The following is a 23,524-nucleotide window of genomic DNA, read 5'->3' on the forward strand; positions in this document are numbered from 1 at the left end:
GTCTACGACTGTCTCAACGACTTTCAAGCGCCACATCTCTCGCCGGTCGGGCGATTGGACAAGGCGAGCGAGGGCTTGCTGCTCTTTACCAACGATACCGTCTTCGCCCAAGCACTGCTTGATCCCCTCACCCATGTCACCAAGACCTACCATGTCCAGGTCAACCGGATCATGGACAGCGAGATGCTGGCTGCGATGACCTATGGCGTCCGCCATGATGGCGAAGTCCTGAAGGCAACATCCGCAACGCTATTGAGGAGCGGCGACAAGAACGCCTGGATCGAGGTCGAACTCGATGAAGGCCGCAATCGCCAGATCCGCCGCATGCTGGAAGCGCTTGATGTCGAATGCCTTCGCCTCGTGCGGGTTGCGATCGGTGGCCTGGCGCTCGGTGAGCTGCCGAAGGGCGCAGTGCGTGCGTTGACGGATGCGGAATTGAAGGAACTGCGCCGGAGTGCAGGTATGGAAACGGCAAGACGGAATTGAGTGCATGACGGAACTGGCTGCGCACGAGTTTTGGCAGGAGATCCACACCGCGGGCACCTTTGAGAGCGATGGCGATTTCTCGACATCCTATGTCGCCGAGCTGGACGACGGGCGGCAGCTTCGCCTGCCCGTACGCATACTGGCAGACGGACAACAAGCACTGGCCTCTCTGATCATCAATCAGGCAAGCTTCGAGGTTCTCGATGTACTGGCTCGATCTCTGGCCGAGAGGCTCAAGCTTTTCCAGGTTGAGGTTGTCGCCGGTCTGCCGACACTTGGGCTGACGCTTGCCGCTGCGGTAGCGCAGAAACTGGGGCACACACGATATGTGCCGCTCGGGACGTCCCGAAAATTCTGGTACCGCGACGACCTGTCCGTGGCGCTCTCGTCGATTACCACCCCCACCCAGCAGAAGCGTCTCTATATAGATCCCCGCATGCTGCCGCTCCTGGAGGGGCGACGCGTGGCCCTGATTGACGATGTCATTTCCAGCGGTACCTCGATCGTTTCCGGGTTGCGGCTTCTTGCCGGCTGCGGCATCGAGCCTGTTGCGATCGGTGCCGCGATGCTGCAGTCACGCCGCTGGTGCAAGACCCTGGATGCTGCCGGATTGCAATGGCGGGAAAGAACAGTGGGCGTGTTTTCCACCCCAATGCTGGAGATGACCGAGACCGGCACCTGGCGCCGGTCTGCGGTCTGAGCGCAAGGTCGGCATGGGGCGCGGATTGCGACATTTCGCTCTATACAGCGCGAGCCGAACCGCTACAGTCTCGCGATGGACTGAGGTCTGGGGCAAGCCATGACGTTCGAGCAAGCATCCTTGCTGATCCTCCTGCTCGCGATGCTGATCCTGTTTTCATTGGAGCGCTTCCGTATCGAGGTGGTTGCAATCGCTGGACTGCTCGCCGGTTATGCCCTCCATCTTTATTCCGCCGAACAGGTCTTCTCCGGCTTTGCCAGTCCTGTCGTTGTCACCGTCGTCGAGATTCTGCTCATCGTGCAAGTCCTTGCACGGGCGCAACTTTTCGATCAGCTCGCAGACTTTTTTGTACGGGCCAGGTTTTCCGATATCGCGGTCATCGCCACATTGTCGGGCGCGACCGGCTTTATCTCAATATTCATGAACGACATCGGCGCGTTTTCAATCGCCTTGCCGGCAACGCTGCGCGTGAGTGACGCGCTCGCGATCCCCAAACGACAGTTGATTATGCCAATCTCCTTTGCTGCGCTCTTGGGCGGGATCGTATCGCTGATCGGCACGCCAGCGAACATGCTCGTCAGCAACGCCTGGGCAGAGGCAAACGGCACTGGCTTTCGACTTTTCGACTTTGCCTATGTCGGTCTGCCGGTCGCCATCATCGGCATCGTCATGACCGCATGGCTCGCGCCGCGGCTATTTCCGAAGACAGACGGAGAGGCGCTTTCCGCCGCGCCCGTCTCCCCACCGAGACGACGGATCACGGAACGACATATCCCTGCGGGCTCCGTGCTGATCGGTGCGCGGCTCTCAGACTTGCCGGGCCGATTCTCGCTGCAGCCGCACACGCTCGTTCGCGATGACAAATTTGTCTTTGGCACGCTCGACAAACTGGTTGTCGAGGCGGGTGACCTGCTGTTGGCCGAGGCGGACGAGACCGTATTTGACGGGCTTCAAGCATCCGGAACTTTGCTTCCGCAGCGAGATCCGAGCGCAGCCACTGCCGGCCCGGATTATGTCGAGGCCGTCGTCATGCCGGAAAGCACGTTGGTCGGCTCGCGACTGCGTTCGCTTGAGGTGTTCAGCAGCCGTGATGTCACGATTTCAGCCCTCTCGATGCGCTCACCGCGGATAGAAGGGCGCTTTGGCGATTTGCAGTTGTCGATTGGTGACATTCTGGTGTTGGAAGGCGAGCAACGGGCGATCGCTGAAGCGCTTGAGGAGTGCGAGTGTCTGCCGCTGGCGTCGCAGCCGCCATCCCGAATGTCGGCATCATCTTGGCAGCCCTTTGCCATTTTCGCGGCAGGCGTCGCCACGACGGCCTTCGAACTCGTCACGCCTGACATTGCGTTTGCGGGCGTCGTGCTTGTCCTGGCACTCCTTGGTTACCTGAACATCCGCCAGGCAATGGCCGACCTCAACTGGCCAATCATTATCATGCTTGGCGCGATGATCCCGATCGGTTCCGCCGTCGCGACAACAGGCACCGCCCAGGTCATCGCGGCAGCGCTCGGTTCCATGGTGTCGCTGACCGAACCGGCCGTGGGGGTCGCGCTCGTCCTGTTTCTGTCGATGCTCCTGACGCCCTTTGTCAACAATGCGACAGTCGCGATCGTGATGAGCCCCATCGCCGTCGCCTTCGCAGCAACCGGGCATCACTCTCCATCTACCTATCTGATCGCCGTCGCAGCAGGCGCCTCGCTGGATTTTCTGACACCCTTCGGCCACCACAACAATACTTTGGCCATGGGGATCGGAAACTACCGCTTCAGTGACTTTCTGAAGGCCGGCGCACCGCTGACAGTGTTGAGCTATGGCCTTACCCTGATTCTTGTCTATCTCTTCTGGCTTTAGGAGCGGGTTTGCTTGACATCCCCGATGATGGAACTAGAGCAGGGGAAACTTCACGATCAATGCAGAAGGATGGTCGAGCCCGTGCGAATCCTCTCCGAAGCCCACTTCCCAGAGCTCCCAAATTATTACCGTGGCAAGGTTCGCGAGAACTATGACCTGCCGGACGGCCGCCGCATCATCATCAGCACAGACAGACTGAGCGCCTTCGACCGGATCCTCACCTGCATTCCCTACAAGGGCCAGGTCCTCACGCAGACGGCACGCTATTGGTTCGAGGCGACCAGGGACATCTGCCCCAATCACGTTCTCGACTATCCCGATCCGAACGTTGTCATCGGCAAGCGTCTCGATATCCTGCCCGTCGAGATCGTCGTTCGCGGTTACCTCGCCGGCACGACGGGAACCTCAATCCTCACTCTTTATAAGAAGGGTGAGCGCGAGATGTACGGCATGCAACTGCCGGACGGGATGCGCGACAACCAGAAACTTCCAACGGCGGTCATTACGCCCACCAGCAAGGAATTCGACGGCGGCCACGATGAGCCGCTGACGCCTGCCGAAATCGTCGAACGCGGACTCTTGACCAAGGCGCAATGGGATACGCTTTCGCGTTACGCGCTGGCACTTTTCGCACGCGGCCAGGAACTCGCGGCCCAGCGGGGGCTCATCCTCGTGGACACCAAATACGAGTTTGGTACGGACGAGAATGGCAACATCATTCTCGCGGACGAAATTCACACACCTGACAGCAGCCGCTACTGGCTCGCCGACAGCTACCAGTCAAGTTTCGAGGCAGGAACGCGCCCGACAAGCTTCGATAAGGACTTTGTTCGCGCTTGGGTCGCGGAGCGCTGCGATCCTTATAAGGACGAAATCCCAGAAATTCCCGTCGAGTTGATCCAGCAGACCTCTGAGGTCTACATCAAGGCCTACGAGAGCATCACGGCGCAAAAGTTCGTTCCGGATGACAGCGGAGCAACGCCGGTCGAGCGCATCCGCAAAAATCTCTCCGCCTACTTCACTTAGGGTCGCCGGACAGGAAGCCTGCAACATTGGCTTGCAGGCTTTCAGTCGTTGGCGCTAGCATTCGCAAAACTAGGTGCCGGCCTCGGGCCGGCGGGGGAATGGATGGCACGTAGGCCAAGACGCAAGGCCGAAGAGACTCGCGAAGACATTCTGTCCATGGCAGAATTGTTGTTCCGCCAACGCGGTTTCGTCGCCGTTTCGATTGCCGACATTGCCGCCTCGCTCGGCATGTCGCCTGCCAACGTCTTCAAACATTTCCGTTCGAAAACCGCTCTCGTCGATGCGATCGCGGAACGCCATCTGGGTGACGTAGCAGATCGCTTCGCCGCCTTTGACGATGAGTTGCCGCCAAACGAGCAGCTGCTGCGCTTCGTGTTGCGCCTGCTCGATAGCCACCTGCAGGACATCCAGCAGAACCCCTACATCTTTGAAATGGTCCTGATGACGGTGCAGGCCAAGTTTGAGGCCGGCAATCGATACAGGGAGCGCATCATTCGGAAGCTGGACGAGATCATACGGGTGGGCATTGCCGAGGGGCGCTACCACTGCAGCAGCCCGGAAGATGCCGCCGGTACCGTTGCCGATGTCCTGGCGAGCGTCCTACATCCGGTTCTAATCGCCCGTGATGACAAGGACACACTTGTCCACCGCGCAAAGCAGATCGTCATTTTCGTCGATGCCGCACTGCAAAATAGCGCTTGCTAAGTGACGATTCATAACTTACGTCACTTCGTAAAGTCTTTCTTAAATTCGGACCAGTGGCATTTGATGCTGGATCGATGAACGGCCTCGTTGTTGATGAAGGTCATCGGTTCGGACGCCACCGCACAAGGAATTCCATAATGATACGGCGCATCTTCCTCGTTTCTACCGCTCTTGCCATCGGCGGCGTGCTTGCCGCGTGCAGCGACAGCGGTAACAAGCAGGGCGCGGCCGGTGCAACAGGTGCAGCCGCTCAGCAGGCCGCCCCGGTTGGCGTCATATCGCTGGCAAAGGCGAGCTTCCCCGTCACCACGATCCTGCCGGGCCGCGCCGAAGCTTCGCAGATTGCCGACATTCGCCCGCAGGTTAGCGGCATCATCGAGGAGATCCCCTTCAAGGAAGGTGGCGAAGTCAAGAAGGGTGACGTCCTTTATCAGATCGAAGATGCCCCCTATCTGGCAACCGCTGCGCAGGCGCGCGCCGCCATCGCCAAGGCAGAAGCCAGCGTTCCGAGCGCGCAGAGCAATTTCGATCGCTATCAGCGCCTTGTCGGTTCAGGCGCGACGCAGATCGAGCTTGAGACGGCGCGCACCAACCTTCTGCAAGCGCAGGCCGAGGTCGAATCCGCAAAGGCAGCCCTGACCGCCGCCGAAATCGATGTCGACCACACGAAGATCATTGCACCATTCGATGGCGTAATCGACCAGACGGCATATAACGTTGGCAACGTCGTCGCGGCCAACCAGACGACGGCGCTCACGACCGTACGTCAGCTAGATCCCGTCTATATCCTGCTGACGGAGTCGAGCACCAACCTGCTGCGGCTTCGCGACGCGATCAGAAGCGGAGAAGTCAAGGGCAATGCCGGCAACGCCGCCTTCCGTCTGATCCTGGAGAACGGCAAGGAATATGACCAGAAGGGCACGCTCGACATGTCGAAGTCCGTGGTCAGCGAGACGACCGGCACCTTTATTATCCGCGTGCGTTTCCCAAATCCCGACCATATTATCCTGCCCGGCATGTACGTGCGCGCGACGCTCGAGCTCGGCGCAGAGGTCGGCTACGCGCTGCCGCAGCTTGCCACCAGCCGAAATGCGAATGGTGAGCTGACCGCGCAGTTCGTCTCTGCCGACGGCAAGGCCGAAACCCGCATTTTCGAAAACGCATCGCCTTCGAACAACGCCTGGCTCGTGACCGAGGGCATTAAGGACGGCGACCAGCTGATCGTCAGCGGCCTGCAGTCGATTACGGCAGGCATGCCCGTCAAGCCAATGCCGATGAAAATCAATGACGAGGGCATCGTCGTGCCCGCTGATCAGGCCGCATCCGGTGAAGCGCAGAAGCCCGCCGCGAAGTAATTCGCGACGAACCGTGATCAGAGCCGCACAGGAATAGTAAGCCAATGGCCAAGTTTTTCATCCGACGCCCGATCTTTGCTTGGGTCATCGCGATCACGATCATGCTCGCCGGTCTGCTCGCAATCTTTACGCTTTCGATTTCGCAGTATCCTGATATCGCGCCGACGACGGTGCGCATCAACGCGACCTATCGCGGAGCGAGTGCCGAAACCGTCGAGAAATCGGTGACGACAATCATCGAAGACGGCATGACCGGCCTTGACGACCTGACTTACATGACCTCGACCTCGTCGACCGGCTCTGCCAGCATCTCGCTGACGTTCGGCACCAGCGCCGACCCCGACATCGCGCAGGTACAGGTCCAGAACAAGCTCCAGCTAGTCCAGTCCCAGCTGCCGAGCGACGTCATTGACGCCGGTATCAGCGTCACCCGCTCGACCTCGAGCATCCTGCTCGTCGGCTCACTCGTTTCGACAGACGGCAAGCGCAATTCCGTGGACCTCGGCAACATAATGTCGACGTCCATCGAAGATCAGATCCAGCGGCTGGAAGGCGTTGGCAGCATCAACATCTTCGGCTCCGGTTACGCCATGCGCGTCTGGCTCGATCCGTACAAGCTGCTCAAATACCAGCTTACAACCGGCGACGTTACCTCCGCAATCGAAGCGCAGAACACCCAGGTTTCAGTCGGATCGCTCGGCGCGCAGCCGTCAGTCGACGGTCAGCAGCTCAACGTGACCATCACCGCACAGAGCCAGCTCACCACCGTTTCCGACTTCGAGCACATCATTCTAAAGGTTGAAAAGGACGGTTCCACCGTCCGCCTCAGCGACGTAGCGCGCATCGAGATTGGCCAGGAAAGTTACGGCGGCTCCTCCCGCTACAACGGCCAGCCGTCGAGCGGCTTTGCCGTCAACCTCGCCATCGGCGCCAACGCCATCGATACGGCTGCCCGTGTGCGTTCAGCCCTCGACACGATCGGTCGCGGCCTGCCGGAAGGCGTGGAAATCACCTATCCGTACGACACGACACCGTTCGTCGAACTGTCGATCGAGAAGGTCGTTCACACGCTGATCGAAGCCATCGTTCTCGTCTTCATCGTATTGCTGGTCTTTCTGCAGAACCTTCGGGCGACGCTTATTCCAACAATCGCCGTGCCGGTGGTACTGCTGGGGACGTTCGGCATTCTCGCCATGGCAGGTTATTCGATCAATACATTGACGATGTTTGCCATGGTGCTAGCGATCGGCCTTCTCGTCGATGACGCGATCGTCGTCGTCGAAAATGTCGAGCGCATCATGACGGAAGAGAAGCTGTCACCGCTCGAAGCAACAGAGAAGTCGATGGGCGAAATCACCGGCGCTATCGTTGGTATCGCGCTCGTCCTTACCGCCGTGTTCATCCCGATGGCGTTCTTTGGCGGTTCGACCGGCATTATCTATCGCCAGTTCTCCGTAACGATCGTCTCCGCGATGCTGCTTTCGGCCTTGGTCGCGATCGTCCTGACGCCGGCACTTTGCGCGACCATGCTGAAGCCGGTGACCGAACACAAGAAGCACCGGATCGGTGACTGGTTCAACCGTAACTTCACGCGTTCTACCAACGGCTATGTCCGGAGCATCGGCTATCTGCTGAAGCGGCCGATCCGTGTCATGCTGGTCTTCCTCCTGATCGGCGTCGGCTGCGCCTACTCGTTCAATCGTTTGCCAAGCTCCTTCCTTCCGCAGGAAGACCAGGGTGTGTTGCTGACGATCGTCACAACGCCTCCCGGCTCGACGACGCAGCAGACCCAGGCCGTCGTCGAAAAGGTCGAGAAATACTACCGTGAGAACGAGAAAGATGCCGTGCAGTCCGTCTTTGGCGCCCTTGGCTTTGGCTTCAACGGTTCTGGCCAGAACAGCGCCATCGTTTTCACGAAGCTCAAGGACTTCTCTGAGCGTACGGATCCGAACCTGCATGCGCAGGCCGTCGTGACGCGGGCGCTGAAGACCTTCTTCACCTTCCGTGAAGCTCAGGTCTTCGCGCTGCTGCCGCCCGCGATCCAGGGTCTCGGCGTCTCGAGCGGCTTCTCCATGTATCTCGTCGACACCGGCGGTCATGGCACCGACGCTCTGGACGCTGCTTCGAAGCGCTTGATCCAGGCCGCAAACTCCAGCGGCAAGGTCGTTGCACTGCGCAGCAACAACAAGGAAGTCGAGCCGCAGATGAAGATCGTCATCGACCAGGAGAAGATCGGCGCGATGGGCGTCGATATCTCCGCGGTCAACTCGATGCTTTCGGTCATCTTTACCGGCCGCGACGTCAATGACTTCACGCTGAACGGCGAGATCAAACCGGTCTACGTACAAGGTGACGCGCCGTTCCGCATGCAGCCGGACGATCTCGATCACTGGTATGCCCGCAACTCGAGCGGCGAAATGGTGCCCTTCTCTGCTTTCACCCGCACCGAATGGGTCAAGGGGGCCCCGACGCTCGCCCGCTTCAACGCAGTGAGCGCCATCCCGCTCGACGGCGCATCGGCGCCGGGCGTGAGCTCGGGTGACGCTATGAACGAAATGGAAGCTTTGACGGAACAGCTGGGCGGCGGCTATACCGTCGCCTGGCAGGGTATCTCCTACCAGGAGCGCCTGTCGGGTTCGCAGGCACCGATGCTTTATGCGATCTCCGTCCTCGTCGTCTTCCTTTGCCTTGCGGCGCTTTACGAGAGCTGGTCGATCCCGTTCTCGGTCATCATGGCCGTGCCGGTCGGTGTTCTCGGCGCCCTTGCCGCTGCAACGCTCTTCGGCCAGGCGAATGACGTCTACTTCAAGGTCGGCCTGCTCACAACCATAGGTCTCGCGGCGAAAAACGCGATCCTGATCGTGGAATTTGCGAAGGACCGAATGGAAACAGGCATGGGATTGTTCGAGGCGACTCTTGAGGCGGCGCGCCTGCGTCTGCGCCCGATTATCATGACATCGCTTGCCTTCATTCTGGGTGTCGTGCCGCTGGCAATCGCAACCGGAGCTGGTTCTGCGGCGCAGAACGCAATCGGTATTGGTGTGCTCGGCGGTATGCTTGCAGCGACCGCTCTCGGCATTTTCTTCGTGCCCTCGTTCTTCGTTGTGATCCGCCGCGTCTTCTCGCGGGCCCAAAAATGAAGCGTGAGTGTTGTATAAATGCACTGTGAGAAAATGAGACTCGTTGTTACATTGCCGCCAACTGCTTCGGGATGGTGTTTCTCGTACGAGCGAAGCGCGGCCGATAGCGAAGCCATGAAGGCTTCTGACAAGAATAGATTTTGGTCGAGTTACAGGAAGATTTTAATGGCATCTTTTCGCTTTGCCTCTCCGGCGCTTCTGCTTTTGCTCGCTGGCTGTGTCAGCGGCCCGGATCATGTACCTCCGGAGATGCCGCTTCCGGCGAAGTTCAGCGAGGGCGGCGCCAAGGACATTGGCGACGTGTCGACGGCGGCCTGGTGGACGGCTTATCGTGATACAAAACTGAACGGTCTGGTGGGCCAGGGGCTGAACGAGAACCTCTCGGTGCTGCAAGCGCTGGAACGCATCAATGCGGCCGCTGGCGACGTCACCGTGGCCGGCGCCGGTTCGCTGCCGAGCCTGCTGGTCGGTGCCAGCCACACCACGAGCGGCCAGATGGGCGAGCTAAGCGCCTCTGGCGGCGCCACCAACGTCAGTGCCGGCGAAGCCAACGTCTCCTGGCTGCTCGATCTGTTCGGCCAGTACCGCCGCGCCAAGGAAAGCGCCCAGGCAAGCCTCGATGCCGCCTATTCCAGCGCCGACGTCGCCAAGCTCACCTATCTGCAGGATCTGGTGAACTCCTACATCGACCTGCGCTTCTACCAGGAGCGTCTGGCACTGTCGCGCGCCAACCTGAAGTCGCGTCAGGAAACCTACGAGCTGACCAAGTTCCAGCTCGAGGCCGGCGCTGCCTCACGCCTCGACGTCGTCCAGGCCGAAGGTCTGGTACAGTCGACGCAGGCTGAAATCCCCGGTCTGGAAACCAATATCCGCGTTGCCGCGCACCACATCGCCACGCTGCTTGGCCAGCCAGCCGGATCGCTGCTCGGCGAACTCTTGAAGGGTGCGCCGCAGCCGATCTTCCGCGGTGGCATTGCCTCGGGCGTCCCGGCTGACCTGATCCGCAACCGGCCCGACATTCGCGTCGCCGAGCGCAATCTCGCCGCCGCCACCGCCAACATCGGCGTTGCGATTTCGCAGCTTTACCCGACGATCACCCTGTCGGGTTCGATCTCGCCGACCTACACCAAGGTGGCCGGCGTCTCCGGCGGCAGCCTGACCAGTTGGTCCTTCGGCCCGACGCTGACGCTGCCGATCTTCGATGGCGGCCGCCTGCGCGCCAATGTCGATATCGCCAAGTCGGATGCCAAGACGCAGTATCTCGCCTGGAAGTCAACGGTGCTGGACGCCGTCGAAGAGGTCGAGAACGCGCTCACTGCGGTGCGCCGCGATGCCCAGACTGTGGAAGCGCTACGCGCCCAGGTGAAGACGACGCAGGAAACCCTGGAGCTGTCGACCGCCAGCTACAAGGACGGCGCCTCTTCGCTCCTCGACGTGCTTGACGCGCAGCGCCAGGTGTCGCTCGCTCAGGCAAGTCTCGCCGCCTCCATCCAGCAGATGGCCAAGGACTACGTCTCGCTCAACGTCGCCATCGGCGGCGGCTACAATCCGGGCGCTCCCAAGACCACCGCGCCCCCCAAGGCAAGCTGAGCAACATGAGACAAGAAGCCCCGCATTTGCGGGGCTTTTTTATTACTGTCACCGCTTCAATGCGGATAAGTGAGCATGGTGGCAACTTTGGATTCGACAAGGTCAATGGCCTGATATACGCATGATTAAACGATTAATCTACGCACGTCGGAAACCATGCCTTCAGCACGACCTGGACCGAATCTGAGCAGGATTGCAACGTCGCTTGGCGTCTCCGTCGCGACGGTGTCCAATGCGCTGTCAGGTAAGGGCCGTGTTTCCGAGCAGCTGGCGGAGAGGATCAAGGAACATGCGGCCGAACTCGGCTATGTTCCAAGCCAAGCCGGTCGCGCGCTGCGGACTGGTCACAGCGGCGTCCTTGGGCTTGTACTGCCAGATATCGCCAACCCGCTCTTCCCCAAGCTCGCGCAGGCCATCGAATTCGCCGCAAGCGCTGCCGGCTATGGCGTCCTGATCGCCGACTCCCGAGGCGACGTTACCACCCAGACCGAAGCGATCAACCGGCTGATTGAGCGCGGCGTCGAAGGCATGGTGATCGTACCGCGCCGCGCGACTCGAATTTCCGCCGCCGCCTGTCCAGTTGCTGTCATCGATACGGCCTCCACACCAGGCAACACGGTTGCTGCCGATCACATGCAAGGCGGCTGGGTGATCGCCAAACATTTGGCCGAGCTTGGACACCGACGTATCCTCATCATCGGCAATAATCCCGGTTCGAACGTGCAGAATGACCGAGCAAGCGGAATCCGTTCGGGTCTCCGTGCCGGGATGAGTTCGGCAACCCTCTGGATCGAGACGTTAGAGCGACAAAACGGCAGCGGATGCAGCCTCGGCCTCGCTGAGAAGGTGCGTGAGGGCTTTACGGCGTTCGCCGCGCTCTCCGACCTGCAAGCGCTGCGAGCCCTCACCGAATTGCAGCGAGACGGCATCGACGTGCCCAACATGGCAAGCGTTACCGGCTTCGATGACCTCATCTGGTCACCGGTCATCACCCCGCCACTGACCACGGTGGCGATGGACATGCACACGATCGCGGAAATTGCCATCTCGTCATTGCTGCGGACCATACAGACGCGCGGTAGCCGCGAGGGCGTGCTTGTTACATCCGAGACCGACCGCGTTCCGATGCAATTGATCGTTCGCCAGTCCTCCGGACCGGCGGACCCGACAAGAATATCCTGACAGACGGAGAACAGCTGAGATGAAGAATGCCCTTATCGCTTCGGCCGCGCTATTGGTGCTGTCGCCCCTCGCCGCAAAGGCAGAGGAGAAGACGCTGACGATTTCCGTCTATGCCTTCGCTCAGGATGACTTCAAGACCATCGTCTACGCCCCCTTCGAGGCGAAGTGCGGCTGCAAGCTGGTCGTCGAGACCGGCAACAGCGTCGAGCGTCTTGCCAAGATGGAGTCCAACAAGGCGAACCCCGTCATCGACATGGCAGTTGTCTCCATGGCCGATGCCCTGGCGGCCACCCGCAAGGATCTGATCGATAAGGTCGACACCTCGAAGCTCTCCAACTTCGGCAAGCTTTACGACCTCGCCAAGGACCCGAACGGCGACGGCATGAGCGTCGGCTACACCTTCTACGCCACCTCGATCGCCTATCGCTCCGACAAGATGAAGATCGAGTCCTGGGCCGACCTGTTGAAGCCGGAATATGTCGGCCACGTCGCCTTCCCGAACGTCACCACCAACCAGGGTCCGCCGGCGCTCTACATGCTCGGCCAGGCACTCGGCAACGACAGCCCTGATCTGAAGGCGCCGATCGAGGCGCTGGGCGAGAAGAAGGACGAGGTTGTCACCTTCTACGAGAAGTCCTCGCAGCTCGTGCAGCTGATGCAGCAGGAGGAAATCTGGGCAGCACCGATCGGCCGCTTCTCCTGGGCAGGCTTCACCAAGCTCGACGTTCCCGTCGCATGGGCAACACCCAAGGAAGGCCAGACCGGCGGCATGAACGTCATGGTCGTCACCAAGGGCTCCAAGAATCGCGACCTGGCCCTACAGTTCATGGACTTCTGGCTCTCCACCGAGATCCAGACAAAGCTTGCCGAAAAGCTGGTCGACAGCCCGGCGAACAAGGAGGTCAAGCTGTCCGAGGAGGCCGCCAACAACCTGACCTATGGCGAAGAAACCGCCAAGAGCCTGAAGCTTATCCCCTCCGCAGCCGCGCTCGACAACCGCGCAGCCTGGCTGAAGGAATGGAACGAGAAGGTCGGCCAGTAGTCTCCAGGCCGGCTCGGCAGTTTGCCGGAGCCGGCCCTTCCATCCGTCGAAAGTCCTTTCATGTTTCAGAACCGCGCAGAAGCCTTGGCGCTTGCCCTGCCCGCAGCAGTTTTTGCCGCGCTGGTCTTCCTGCTGCCCGTCGTCGTCCTCCTCTCCGAAGGCTTCCGCATCGACGGCAACTGGACGCTTGGCGCCTACACCAGCTTCTTTTCCGAGTCGCTGAGCCGCACCGTCTTTTTGCGGACCTTTCGCCTGGGGCTTGAGGTAACGGCAGTCTCCGCCATCATCGGCTATGCCGCGGCCTTCGCGATCGTCAACCTGCCGCCCAAGGGCAAGGGCCGGATGATCGGCCTCGTAACCCTGCCGCTGATGATCTCACCGGTCGCCCGCACCTATGCCTGGATCGTTATTCTTGGCCGCACCGGGATCGTCAACCAAGCCATCCAGGGCCTCGGCCTTATCGACGGCCCGCTGCGCCTGCTCTTCACCGAGACTGCCGTCTTCATCGGCCTGCTGCAGCTTTTCCTGCCGCTGATGATCCTGTCGCTCATCAGCGCTCTCGAAAATATGCCGAAGGACGCCATTCCCGCCGCCCGCGTGCTTGGCGCCAACTGGTTCCAGGTTTTCTGGAAGGTAATTCTGCCACTCACCCGTGAGGGCCTCGTCGTCGGCGGCACGCTCGTCTTCACCGGATCACTGACTGCCTACATCACGCCCGCGGTGCTTGGCGGGTCGAAGGTGCTGATGCTGGAAACGCTGCTCTATCAGCAGGTATCGGTCGCCAACAACTTCGTCTCAGCAAGCGTCATCGCCTTCATGCTGATCGTCATGAGCTTTGCCGCCAACATTCTGCTCAAGCGCGTTGCCACGGCGAGGAACAGACGATGACCGCGCGTATTCTTTCTCCGCTGGTTCTCGGCCTGTTACTGATCTTCCTGATCGGCCCGTTCCTGATTATCATCGCCGCATCGCTCTCCGCCGGCGACACGCTCGCGTTTCCGCCGCAGGGGCTTTCCCTGAGGTGGGTCGCCAAGGTCTTCACCATCGACAGCTTCCGCGAGAGCTTCGCCATGTCGATGTTCCTGGCCGTCTTCGGCACGCTGACAGCGCTCGTGCTCGGCATTCCCGCCGCCTATGCGCTGTCGCGCTACAAGCTGCCCTTTGGCGAAACCGTCCGCACGATCGTATCGCTGCCGATCATCGTGCCCGGCATCATCGTTGGTCTGGCGCTGCTGCGCTATCTCGTCGTGCCATTCGGCTTTAACATCACGCTGGCTCTCTTCACGGCGCACACGGCGCTTGTGCTGCCCTACGCCGTGCGCGTCGTTTCAGCCAGCCTCAATAACCTGCGCTCGGATATGGAGGAAGCAGCCGTCCTGCTCGGTTCCTCACGAACAGGCGCCTTCTTCCGCGTCGTCATGCCGAATATCCGTGGCGGCATCCTGGCTGCCTTCATCCTCGGCTTCGTGACGAGCTTCAATCAGGTGCCGGTCTCGCTCTTCCTCTCCGGTCCCGGCGTGCGCACGCTGCCGATCGACATGCTGGGCTACATGGAGACCACCTACGATCCGTCGATCGCGGCACTCTCCTCGCTGCTCGCCTTTCTTTCCATCGGCATCGTCTTCCTTGCCGAACGCTTCCTGGGATTCTCTCGTTATGTCTGACGCCTATCTCAAACTCGACAAGCTGACGCTTGCCTACGGCGATACGGTCGCGGTGAAGGATCTTGACCTGTCGATCGCCAAGGGCGAGCTCGTCGCTTTGCTCGGCCCCTCCGGATGCGGCAAGACGACGACGATGCGCTCTATCGCCGGCCTGCTTGCCCCCGCATCCGGCCGCATCACGCTCGACGGAGACGAGATCAGCCGCGTTTCTCCCAACAAGCGCAATGTCGGCCTCGTCTTCCAGTCCTACGCCCTCTTCCCGCATCTGACGGTCTATGAAAACGTCGCCTTCGGCCTGCGCCTGAAGGGTATCGGCGGCAAGGATCTCGATGCAAAGGTCAGCGCCGGCATCAAATCCGTCGGCCTTGCCAAGTTTACTGATCGTAAGCCAGCCGAACTCTCTGGCGGCCAGCAGCAGCGTGTGGCCCTTGCCCGCTCCATGGTCATGGAGCCGAAGGTTCTCCTGCTCGACGAACCGCTTTCCAACCTCGACGCCCGCCTGCGCCTCGAAATGCGGGCAGAGCTGCAGCGCGTCCAGAAGGAAACGGGCGTCACCATGATCTTCGTCACGCACGACCAGATCGAGGCGCTCGCTCTCGCCGACCGGATCGTAGTGATGCTGAACGGCGGCATCGAGCAGATCGGCACGCCGGAGGAGATCTACAACAAGCCCGTCTCGGCCTTCGTCGCCGATTTCGTCGGCTTTGAAAACGTCTTTGCGCTGGAGAACGGCAAGCTCGCGACATCCAACACATCAGTCGAGCTTGCCGGTCCAGCGCCGCAGGCCGCAAACGGCCTGGCCTGGCGTCCGCGCATGGTGAACCTCGGTTCAGGCCCTTACCAAGGCACCGTGCGCGGCACCTCGTTTGCCGGAAACACTCGCGAATATCTGCTCGACACACCACTTGGGCCTATCAAGGCCGAGGTCGATGCCGGGTTGCCGACGCACACGATCGGCTCCACGCTTCCCTTTGACCTGCCGCTTGCCGCGGCAGCGCCCCTCTCACGCTATAGGTAAATCCATGGGCGTCTGGATCGACACCGACATGGGCTTTGACGATATCGCCGCGATCCTCGTGGTGACCCACGCAAAGCTCGACATATCGGGCATCTCGCTCGTCTTCGGCAACACACCGCTGTCGCAGGTGCGCGTCAACGCCGCTGGCGCCGCCAAGGCCTTCGGCTGGACCTTCCCGATCCACAGCGGCCGCGCCTTGCCCGTGCTCGGCTCGCTCGAGACTGCGCGGGCGATCCTCGGTGAAACCGGCATTCCGACATCAGGCCAGGGCCTGCCGGTCGCCCAAGCCTTGCCGGAAAGCGACGCGTTCACCGCGCTCTGTCGCTGGCTGGAGACCGATGGCCCGCGCCGGATCCTGGCGCTCGGTCCGTTGACCAATCTCGCGGCCCTCACGCTGGCCCGCCCGGACCTCGCCGCCCGCATTACAGAACTGACCTGGATGGGTGGCGCCGTCACTGCAGGCAATCACACGGCATCCGCCGAGTTCAACGCGCTGGCCGACCCGGAAGCGCTCGCCATCGTTCTCGCCCATAATCTGCCGCTGCGCATGGTCGACCTCGATCTCTGCCGCAAGGTCATCACAACGCCTGACGACGTTGGCCCGGTGCGAAACGCCGGTGGTGCCAATGCGACGCTGCTCGCCGATGTGCTCGACGGCTACATCGGCATCGGCACGAGCCGCGGCAGGCCCGGAATGGCGATCTACGACCCTTCCGCCGCCGTCGCCTTCGTCGCGCCCGAGATCGTTACCTTCCGTCCTGCGCGGATCGACGCCGAACTGCAGGGCCAGCATACGCGTGGCCGCACGGTGGTCGAGACCCGAGCGACGCATGCAACCTTCAACGCTGAATACGCCGTCGACATCGACGCTGAAAAGGCCTGTGGCCTGATCCTCGGCGCACTGATCGATGAGGCCAGCCGATGAGCGTCGCAGAACCGAGAGATCTCGACGATCCGGCGCTTCGCGCCCGTGCCGTCGCCGCCGCGCGCGGTGATGCACCCTTCGATATCCTGATCTCGGGCGGACGCCTGCTCGATGTCGTCACCGGGCTGATCCGCGAGGCCGACATCGGTATCGTCGGGCCGCTGATTGCAAGCGTCCACTCGCCGGGTAGCCGCACCGACGCGGAAAAAACCGTCGATGCAGCAGGCAGCATCATTTCACCCGGCCTCATCGATACGCACATGCACATCGAAAGCTCGATGGTGACGCCCGCCGCCTATGCGGCAGCCGTCGTTCCCCGCGGCGTCACGACCGTTGTCTGGGATCCGCACGAGTTCGGCAACGTGCATGGTCTCGACGGCGTGCGCTGGGCGATCGAAGCGTCTCGCTGCCTGCCGCTCCGCACGATCGTGCTTGCGCCTTCCTGCGTTCCTTCCGCTCCGGGGCTTGAAGTCGCCGGCGCCGATTTCGACGCATCGGTCATCGCCGAAATGCTGCTGTGGCCGGGCATTGGGGGCGTTGCGGAAGTGATGAACATGCGCGGCGTCATCGACGGCGATCCACGCATGACCGACATTGTGAATGCCGGCCTCGCTTCGGGAAAGCTGGTCTGCGGCCACGCGCGCGGACTCGAAGGCGCGGACCTGAACGCCTTCATGACCGCCGGTGTCAGCTCCGATCACGAATTGACCTCCAGCGCGGACCTGCTGCAAAAGCTCGCCGCCGGGCTGACCATCGAACTGCGCGGCTCGCATGACCATCTGCTGCAGGAGTTCGTAACGGCGCTCAGCGGCATCGGCCATCTGCCATCGACGGTCACGCTGTGCACCGACGACGTCTTCCCGGACGAACTGAAGGACGGCGGCGGCCTAGACGATGTCATCCGCCGGCTCGTCCGCTATGGAATGAAGCCGGAATGGGCGTTGAGAGCCGCCACCTTCAATGCAGCACAGCGATTGAAGCGCTCGGATCTTGGCTTGATTGCCGCCGGCCGACGCGCCGATGTCGTGCTTTTCGAAGATCTCGTTGGCTTCGCCACGAAGGCCGTCATCGCCAACGGCGTGATCGTCTCGACATCAGGCGAAATGAACGCCCAGTTGCGCTCGTTCGAGACTGTGGCGCTGCAGAATTCGGTCAAGCTGACGGCCCTGACGGAAGATGACTTCAGGGTTCCCACCACCGGCAGGCGCGTTCGCGTCGCCACGATTGACCGTCCCCGTTTCACGCAATGGGGCGAGGCGGAGACCGTCGTCAAAGACGGTTTCGTCGTACCTCCGGCCGAAAGCACCATGATCGCGGTCGCTCATCGGCACGGAAAGGCCGACAGCCGGCCGAGTGTCGGCTTCCTCACAGGTTGGGGAACATGGCGGGGAGCCTTCTGTACGACAGTATCCCACGACAGCCACAACCTCACCGTTTTCGGCGGCAACGCGGGCGACATGGCAGTCGCTGCCAATGCGGTGATCGCCGCGGGCGGCGGCATGGCCGTGGTGAGAAGCGGCCAGGTTGAAGCGCATCTGTCGCTGCCGGTATCCGGCCTCATCACCGAGGCGTCCTTGGAAGAAACAGCCGCCTCCTTCAAGGCGATCCGAAAGGCAATGGAGATGATCGTCGATTGGAAGCCGCCCTACCTCGTTTTCAAGGCCTGCTTTGGCGCAACGCTTGCCTGCAATGTCGGCCCGCATCAGACGGATCGCGGCATTGCGGATGTGACGACCGGAAAGGTGCTGGAGAACCCGGTGATCGAGATTCTCGAGCGCGAATGGTAACCGCCGCATCCGGGCGCCCTTCCCGCGGCTACGCTCGACAACGCCGATAGATTATCAGGCCAGCAAGCCAGTGATTTACTGCGCAGCCTTCAGCTCGCGCTCGACAAGCGCTGTCCAAAAGGCCGCGCCGTAGCCAATCGCATTGTCGTTGAAGTCATACGCGGTGTTGTGGTGTAGGGCGCCATCGACAGCTGGCCCGTTCCCGAGCCAGACATAACAGCCAGGCGCATTTTGGCCGAAGAAGGCGAAATCATCGCCTGCCGTCGAGGGCGGGAAACTCGTGCGCACCTTCTTCCCGAAGACAGCACTCGCCGCCCCGAGCGCACGCGCGGTCGCGTCGCTACTGTTGACGACGGGCGGGATGCGCCGTTCGAACTGGTAGTCGACCGCAATGCCGAACATCGCCGCTGTGCCCTTCGCAAGCCGGCCGATCTCTTCCTCTAGTTGGTCGCGGACTTCGGGCGAATAGGCCCGGGCAGTCCCCCCGATCTCGACGATATCGGGTATGACGTTCAGCGCCTTGGGGTCACCGGCGTGCAGCGAACAGGCGCTGACGACCGCCGGCTGCAGAGGATCGACGACACGCCCGACGATCGTCTGCAACGACGCCAGGAACGTGCCGGCAGCCGTAATCGGATCCTTGCCGAGATGCGGCTTGGCACCATGCGTTCCGACGCCGCGGAAGGTGATACGCCAACTGTCCGACGATGCCAATTGGGGACCTTCGACCACGGCGATCTCATCGACGGCTAGGCCCGGCATGTTGTGAAGGCCGTAGACGGCATCGCACGGGAACAACTCGAACAGTCCCGCCTCGACCATCTTGCGCGCGCCGCCCCTACCCTCCTCGGCCGGCTGGAAGATGAAATGCACGGTTCCGGAGAAGTCGCGTGTTGCCGCGAGATGCCGTGCTGCGCCAAGCAGCATTGTGGTATGCCCGTCATGCCCGCAGGCGTGCATCTTGCCGGCAAATTTGGATTTATACGGACGATCCGCCATCTCCGGCATCGCAAGCGCATCCATATCCGCCCGCAATCCGATCGTCCGTGTCCCGTTGCCGACCTGCAGCGTACCGACAACGCCGGTGCCACCGAGGCCGCGATGCACCTTGATACCTGCCTCTTCCAATAGCTGCGCGACGATGCCACTCGTGCGCTCCTCCTCAAAGCCAAGCTCGGGATGGGCGTGCAGATCGCGACGCAGCTCGGTCAGGAAGCGTAGATCGTGCTCGATCCGGGCGGGAATGGGCATGAGCCTCGATGTCCTGTAAATGCAAGCGGGCGCCAGAACGGCGCCCGTCATAGTCCATCTGTTATTTAACAGTTGGCCTAAGAATTCAACCTGCTCAACCGGGTTAGACCACAGTCTCGCCGCCGTCGACGACCAGGATCTGACCCGTCATATAAGAGGAGCGGTCCGACACGAGGAAGAGGATCGGCTCGGCGATTTCCGACACATCTGCCCAGCGCCCGAGTGGAACCTTCTCGGCAATATAGGCCTCGATCGCGTCACGCCCGCCCATCTGGGCAATAAAGGGTTCGTTGAAAGGCGTGTCCACCCAGCCGGGGCAAAGCGCATTCACACGGATGCCGAATTTGGCGTAATCGCCGGCTATCTGCCGTGTCATGGCGATAACGGCATGCTTTGTTGTCGTATAGGCGATCATCTCGCGATCGTAGAGAACGCCTGACGAGGATGAGGTGTTGAGAATGACGCCTTTGCCTACCTTCCTCATGACAGGCATGACGAAGCGCGCCGCCATGAAGTGTGCACGGACATTCAGGCTCCAGGACTTGTCGAAACCGTCGATCGCCACTTGCTCCAGATCGCCGGCGACCTGCGCACCGGCATGGTTGTGCAGGATGTCGATGCGACCGTGACGCTCGACCACCCCGGCAATACCTGCCTCGAGTGCATTATCGTCGGTCACATCAAGCACAATGCCCTCAGCGCTGCCGCCAAGCCCACGGATGCGGCTGACGGTCTCCTCGGCATTCATGAAGTCGATGTCAGCGACGATGACATGGGCGCCCTCTTTCGCCATCACGAGCGCGCCGGCCTGACCGATGCCGGACCCTGCCCCGGTGACGATTGCAACACGGTTCTTGAGGATCATGGTATTTCCCACTTATGCTGTTGTCCTTTCGCGCATCAGGAAACGCGCGATGAGAATGAGGGCAAGCGATGCGATGAGCACCATGGTGGCAATCGCGTTGATCTCTGGCGTCACGCCGCGACGGATCGAGGCAAAGACGTAGATGGGCAGCGTCGTGTTCGACCCCGCGACAAAGAACGCGATGATGAAGTCATCGAAGGAGAAGGTGAAAGCGAGCAGGAAACCCGCCAGGATCGACGGCAGGATCTGCGGCAGCACGATCTGGCGGAAGGTCGTCAGCGGCGTCGCGTAAAGATCGCTCGACGCTTCAACGATATCGCGCCCAAGGCTGGCGATGCGGGCTTTCACGATCATTGTCACCAGCGCCATGGTGAAAAGCCCGTGTGCGGCGATGATCGAACCGTAGCCAAGCGTCAGCTTCGGCGGTTGGTCGCCGGGCCAGATCGCCGCCAGGGCCGGGTTGATGAAACCGAAGACTTCAACGAGGGCGACCAGCGTCGCGATGCCTATCACGACGCCCGGAACGACGATTGCAGCGGCAAACAGGCCATCGAACACCGCTCGCGTCCGGGCGCCAAGTCGCTCCATGCCAAGCGCAGCCATCGTGCCGAAGATAGCCGCGAGTGCCGCGCTGGTGAGCGCGATGACGAGGCTGTTTTGAAGAGCTTCCATGAGAAAGGTGTTGGAGAGCGCCTTACCGTACCATTGCGTGGAAAAGCCCGTGAAGTCCGAGGCATTGCGCCCCGCATTGAACGAGAACAAGACCACCAGCGCGATCGGCGCATAGAGAAACAGATAGACTGCCGTAACAAGCCCACGCATCAGACAAGATCCACCTGGCGGGTGCCCGCGACGCGCCAGGCAATGCGCATGGCGACGAGAAGCACGATGACGACGACGACAACGAGGGTGACGGCGATTGCGGAGCCGAATGGCCAGTTGCGCGATTGCAGGAAGAGGTCGACCAGGGCGTTACCGATGAAGAACACCTTGCCGCCGCCCAGCAACTGCGGGATCAGGTACTCACCGAGCAACAGGATCGTGACCAGCGCCACGCCGGTCATCACGCCCGGCAGCGACAGCGGCAGCGTTATACCGAAGAAAGTTGATAGCGGTCTTGCTCCGAGGTCCGCGGAAGCTTCCAGCAACCGCCGGTCCAGCTTCTCCAGGCTGACATAAATCGGCATGATCATCAGCGGCAGGTAGCCGTAGACGATACCGAGGAGGACCGCGCCCGGCGTGTTCAGAAGGCGCACGTTCTCGATACCGACGAACTCCAGCAGATGCGGGATGCCGCGTGCACCGAGTATGTACATCCACGCATAGGTGCGAACGAGGAGACTGGTCCAGAACGGCACCACGACAAGTGACACCAGCAACAGTCGATGCTGCGGACTTGCCTTCACCGCCAGGTAGTAGGCGACCGGATAGGCCACCAACAGGCAAACGAAGGCCCCGATCGGCGCAAGCACCAGCGTATTCTTGAAGGCCACCGCACGGGATGCGAGATTGGCGAACTGGGCAAAAGTAAATGCCATCTGGTAGCCACCCTCCGGCGCCCGCTCGCCGAAGGAAAAGACTACGATTGCAATGAACGGCAAGACCAGGAACACGAACAGCCATGCGCTTGCCGGCGCAACGAGCGCAGCGGTGATCAGGCGTTTTCTGGTGTCCGGTGACAGAGCCATTCTGGAGGTTCGCTGGTTGGTGGCCACGAGGAGGCTTGCCTCCTCCCGAAACCGAGAAGAGGCGTTGCATGACGGCAAGCCGGTCACGCCGACTTGAACCGCGCCATCAACTCGGCGCGACCCGGATCCGTCAGGGTTACAGCAGCGCCGAATTCCAGAGGCGTCAGCGATGCCTCATCCGGATAGACGATCTTGTTCGAGGTGATCTCCTTCGGCAGCAACGAAATGACGCGGCTGTCGGTGGTCGGCGCGCCGTTGGCGATATGCTCCTTCACCGCGTTCGCGGGATCCATCAGGTAGTTGAGAAGAGCATAGCCCGCCGCCTTGTTGGGAGCGTCTTTAGGGATGGCATAGTAGTCGGTCCAGATTTCGCCGCCGTCCGTTCCTAGGATGTAGGCAAGCTCGGGCATATCGCGGTTGAGCTGCGCACCGTCGTTCGTCCAGCACATCGTCATCCAGGCATCCGTGGCACGCATGGCCGGCTGATAGTCGGAATTGATGGCGAAGAGATGCGGCTTCACCTTGATCAGCAGCTCCTCGGCCTTCGCCAGTTCCTCCGCCTTGATCGAGTTGAAGCCATAGCCCAGCGACACCAGCGCGCTGCCGATCGTCGTCAGCTGGTAGTCGTGCACCATCGCCCGACCATCGGCCTCCGTCTGAGCGATCTCGAAGAAATCCTTCCAGGTCGTAGGCTTCGACTTGATCTTGGAGGTGTTGACCGAGAATCCGGTCGTGCCCCAGTTCTTCGGCAAGGCGTAGGTCTTGCCGTCGATCTGGCCTTCCTTAGTGAAACGCGGGCTCTCCGTCGACTGACTGAAATTGGCAATCTTCGAAAGGTCGAGTTCGTCAATCAGACCGAGCTTGTGGTAGGTCGAGATCGTGTAGTTGGTCGGTACGAAAAGCGACCAGCCGGAAGCGCCGGCCTGCAGCTTCGCCAGCATCTCCTCGTTCGAGCCAAACACGTTGACTTCGACGGCGACGCCGGTTGCCGTCTTGAAGTTCTCGAAGGTCGCCGGATCGTGGTAGTTCGGCCAGGTCGCGATGGACATCTGCGTGCCGAGGTCTTCGCCGGCATAGGCGGGTGTCGACAAGGCGCCCGGGAAGCGTGACATCACGGCGGTCGCAAGACCGAGGCCGGTGACGCCGAGGAAATGGCGACGGCTGACGGAGCCACGCTTCAGGCGCATGAACTCGTCCATGAAGCCTTCGGCGGAAATGGGAAGGTTATCCTTATAGTCTTTGCTCATGA

20 protein-coding genes (1 of these 20 running past the window's edge) are annotated in these 23,524 nt (G+C 61.2%); 15 read left to right on the forward strand and 5 right to left on the reverse strand.

From position 1 onward, the window contains the following. The 15 genes from NBG89_RS12775 to NBG89_RS12845 all read left to right on the forward strand — a co-directional run. Positions 1-486: the 3' portion of a pseudouridine synthase gene (locus NBG89_RS12775; protein WP_431320269.1), read on the forward strand. It extends 321 nt beyond the left edge of the window; only the last 486 of its 807 coding nucleotides appear in the window; its start codon lies beyond the left edge, outside the window; the stop codon is at positions 484-486. Positions 487-490: 4 nt separating this feature from the next. Further along, entirely contained in the window at positions 491-1,186 is a 696-nt protein-coding gene (locus tag NBG89_RS12780; RefSeq protein ID WP_431320270.1) for a phosphoribosyltransferase, read from the forward strand. 99 nt (positions 1,187-1,285) lie between these two features. After that, a complete protein-coding gene (locus tag NBG89_RS12785) occupies positions 1,286-3,037 on the forward strand; it encodes an SLC13 family permease (protein ID WP_431320271.1) in 1,752 nt (583 codons plus the stop codon). An 81-nt stretch (positions 3,038-3,118) separates the two neighbouring features. Beyond that, positions 3,119-4,063 carry a phosphoribosylaminoimidazolesuccinocarboxamide synthase gene (locus tag NBG89_RS12790; RefSeq protein WP_431320272.1) on the forward strand — a complete coding sequence of 315 codons (945 nt, stop codon included), beginning with the start codon at positions 3,119-3,121 and terminating at the stop codon, positions 4,061-4,063. 102 nt (positions 4,064-4,165) lie between these two features. Further along, positions 4,166-4,768 carry a TetR family transcriptional regulator gene (locus NBG89_RS12795; protein WP_431320273.1) on the forward strand — a complete coding sequence of 201 codons (603 nt, stop codon included), beginning with the start codon at positions 4,166-4,168 and terminating at the stop codon, positions 4,766-4,768. Between the two features lie 137 nt (positions 4,769-4,905). After that, complete coding sequence (locus tag NBG89_RS12800; RefSeq protein WP_431320274.1) at positions 4,906-6,123, forward strand: efflux RND transporter periplasmic adaptor subunit; 1,218 nt, start codon at positions 4,906-4,908, stop codon at positions 6,121-6,123. A 44-nt stretch (positions 6,124-6,167) separates the two neighbouring features. Continuing rightward, a complete protein-coding gene (locus NBG89_RS12805; RefSeq protein WP_431320275.1) occupies positions 6,168-9,263 on the forward strand; it encodes an efflux RND transporter permease subunit in 3,096 nt (1,031 codons plus the stop codon). Between the two features lie 165 nt (positions 9,264-9,428). Continuing rightward, positions 9,429-10,853, forward strand: coding sequence for an efflux transporter outer membrane subunit (locus tag NBG89_RS12810; RefSeq protein ID WP_431320276.1), 1,425 nt, complete (start codon positions 9,429-9,431; stop codon positions 10,851-10,853). Positions 10,854-11,009: 156 nt separating this feature from the next. Beyond that, entirely contained in the window at positions 11,010-12,035 is a 1,026-nt protein-coding gene (locus NBG89_RS12815; RefSeq protein ID WP_431320277.1) for a LacI family DNA-binding transcriptional regulator, read from the forward strand. Between the two features lie 19 nt (positions 12,036-12,054). Then, positions 12,055-13,077: an ABC transporter substrate-binding protein gene (locus tag NBG89_RS12820; protein WP_431320278.1), complete on the forward strand. Its 1,023-nt coding sequence runs from the start codon at positions 12,055-12,057 to the stop codon at positions 13,075-13,077. A 60-nt stretch (positions 13,078-13,137) separates the two neighbouring features. Further along, positions 13,138-13,965 (forward strand): ABC transporter permease, encoded by an 828-nt coding sequence (locus tag NBG89_RS12825; protein WP_431320279.1) that lies wholly within the window; start codon positions 13,138-13,140, stop codon positions 13,963-13,965. Further along, on the forward strand, positions 13,962-14,741 hold the full coding sequence (locus NBG89_RS12830; protein ID WP_431320280.1) for an ABC transporter permease: 780 nt from the start codon (positions 13,962-13,964) through the stop codon (positions 14,739-14,741). Before NBG89_RS12825 ends, NBG89_RS12830 begins: the two co-directional genes overlap by 4 nt. Next, positions 14,734-15,759, forward strand: coding sequence for an ABC transporter ATP-binding protein (locus NBG89_RS12835; protein WP_431320281.1), 1,026 nt, complete (start codon positions 14,734-14,736; stop codon positions 15,757-15,759). Before NBG89_RS12830 ends, NBG89_RS12835 begins: the two co-directional genes overlap by 8 nt. 4 nt (positions 15,760-15,763) lie before the next feature. Continuing rightward, the gene (locus NBG89_RS12840; protein WP_431320282.1) at positions 15,764-16,684 is read left to right on the forward strand and encodes a nucleoside hydrolase; all 921 of its coding nucleotides are present in this window, start codon (positions 15,764-15,766) and stop codon (positions 16,682-16,684) included. After that, positions 16,681-18,471 carry an adenine deaminase gene (locus NBG89_RS12845; protein WP_431320283.1) on the forward strand — a complete coding sequence of 597 codons (1,791 nt, stop codon included), beginning with the start codon at positions 16,681-16,683 and terminating at the stop codon, positions 18,469-18,471. Before NBG89_RS12840 ends, NBG89_RS12845 begins: the two co-directional genes overlap by 4 nt. 75 nt (positions 18,472-18,546) lie before the next feature. Here the strand turns inward: NBG89_RS12845 and NBG89_RS12850 are convergent, their stop codons facing one another. The 5 genes from NBG89_RS12850 to NBG89_RS12870 form a co-directional block, all read right to left on the reverse strand. Continuing rightward, positions 18,547-19,722, reverse strand: a complete 1,176-nt coding sequence (locus tag NBG89_RS12850) for a M20 aminoacylase family protein (RefSeq protein WP_431320284.1) — start codon at positions 19,720-19,722, stop codon at positions 18,547-18,549. A gap of 103 nt (positions 19,723-19,825) precedes the next feature. Next, on the reverse strand, positions 19,826-20,587 hold the full coding sequence (locus NBG89_RS12855) for an SDR family NAD(P)-dependent oxidoreductase (protein WP_431320285.1): 762 nt from the start codon (positions 20,585-20,587) through the stop codon (positions 19,826-19,828). A gap of 12 nt (positions 20,588-20,599) precedes the next feature. After that, complete coding sequence (locus NBG89_RS12860; RefSeq protein WP_431320286.1) at positions 20,600-21,409, reverse strand: ABC transporter permease; 810 nt, start codon at positions 21,407-21,409, stop codon at positions 20,600-20,602. Then, entirely contained in the window at positions 21,409-22,275 is an 867-nt protein-coding gene (locus tag NBG89_RS12865) for an ABC transporter permease (RefSeq protein WP_431320287.1), read from the reverse strand. The genes NBG89_RS12860 and NBG89_RS12865 overlap by 1 nt, the downstream gene beginning before the upstream one ends. Before the next feature lie 83 nt (positions 22,276-22,358). Continuing rightward, complete coding sequence (locus tag NBG89_RS12870) at positions 22,359-23,522, reverse strand: polyamine ABC transporter substrate-binding protein (RefSeq protein ID WP_431320288.1); 1,164 nt, start codon at positions 23,520-23,522, stop codon at positions 22,359-22,361. Positions 23,523-23,524: the final 2 nt, after the last annotated feature.

This window comes from Rhizobium sp. YTU87027, assembly GCF_050644135.1.
Lineage (GTDB): Bacteria > Pseudomonadota > Alphaproteobacteria > Rhizobiales > Rhizobiaceae > Rhizobium.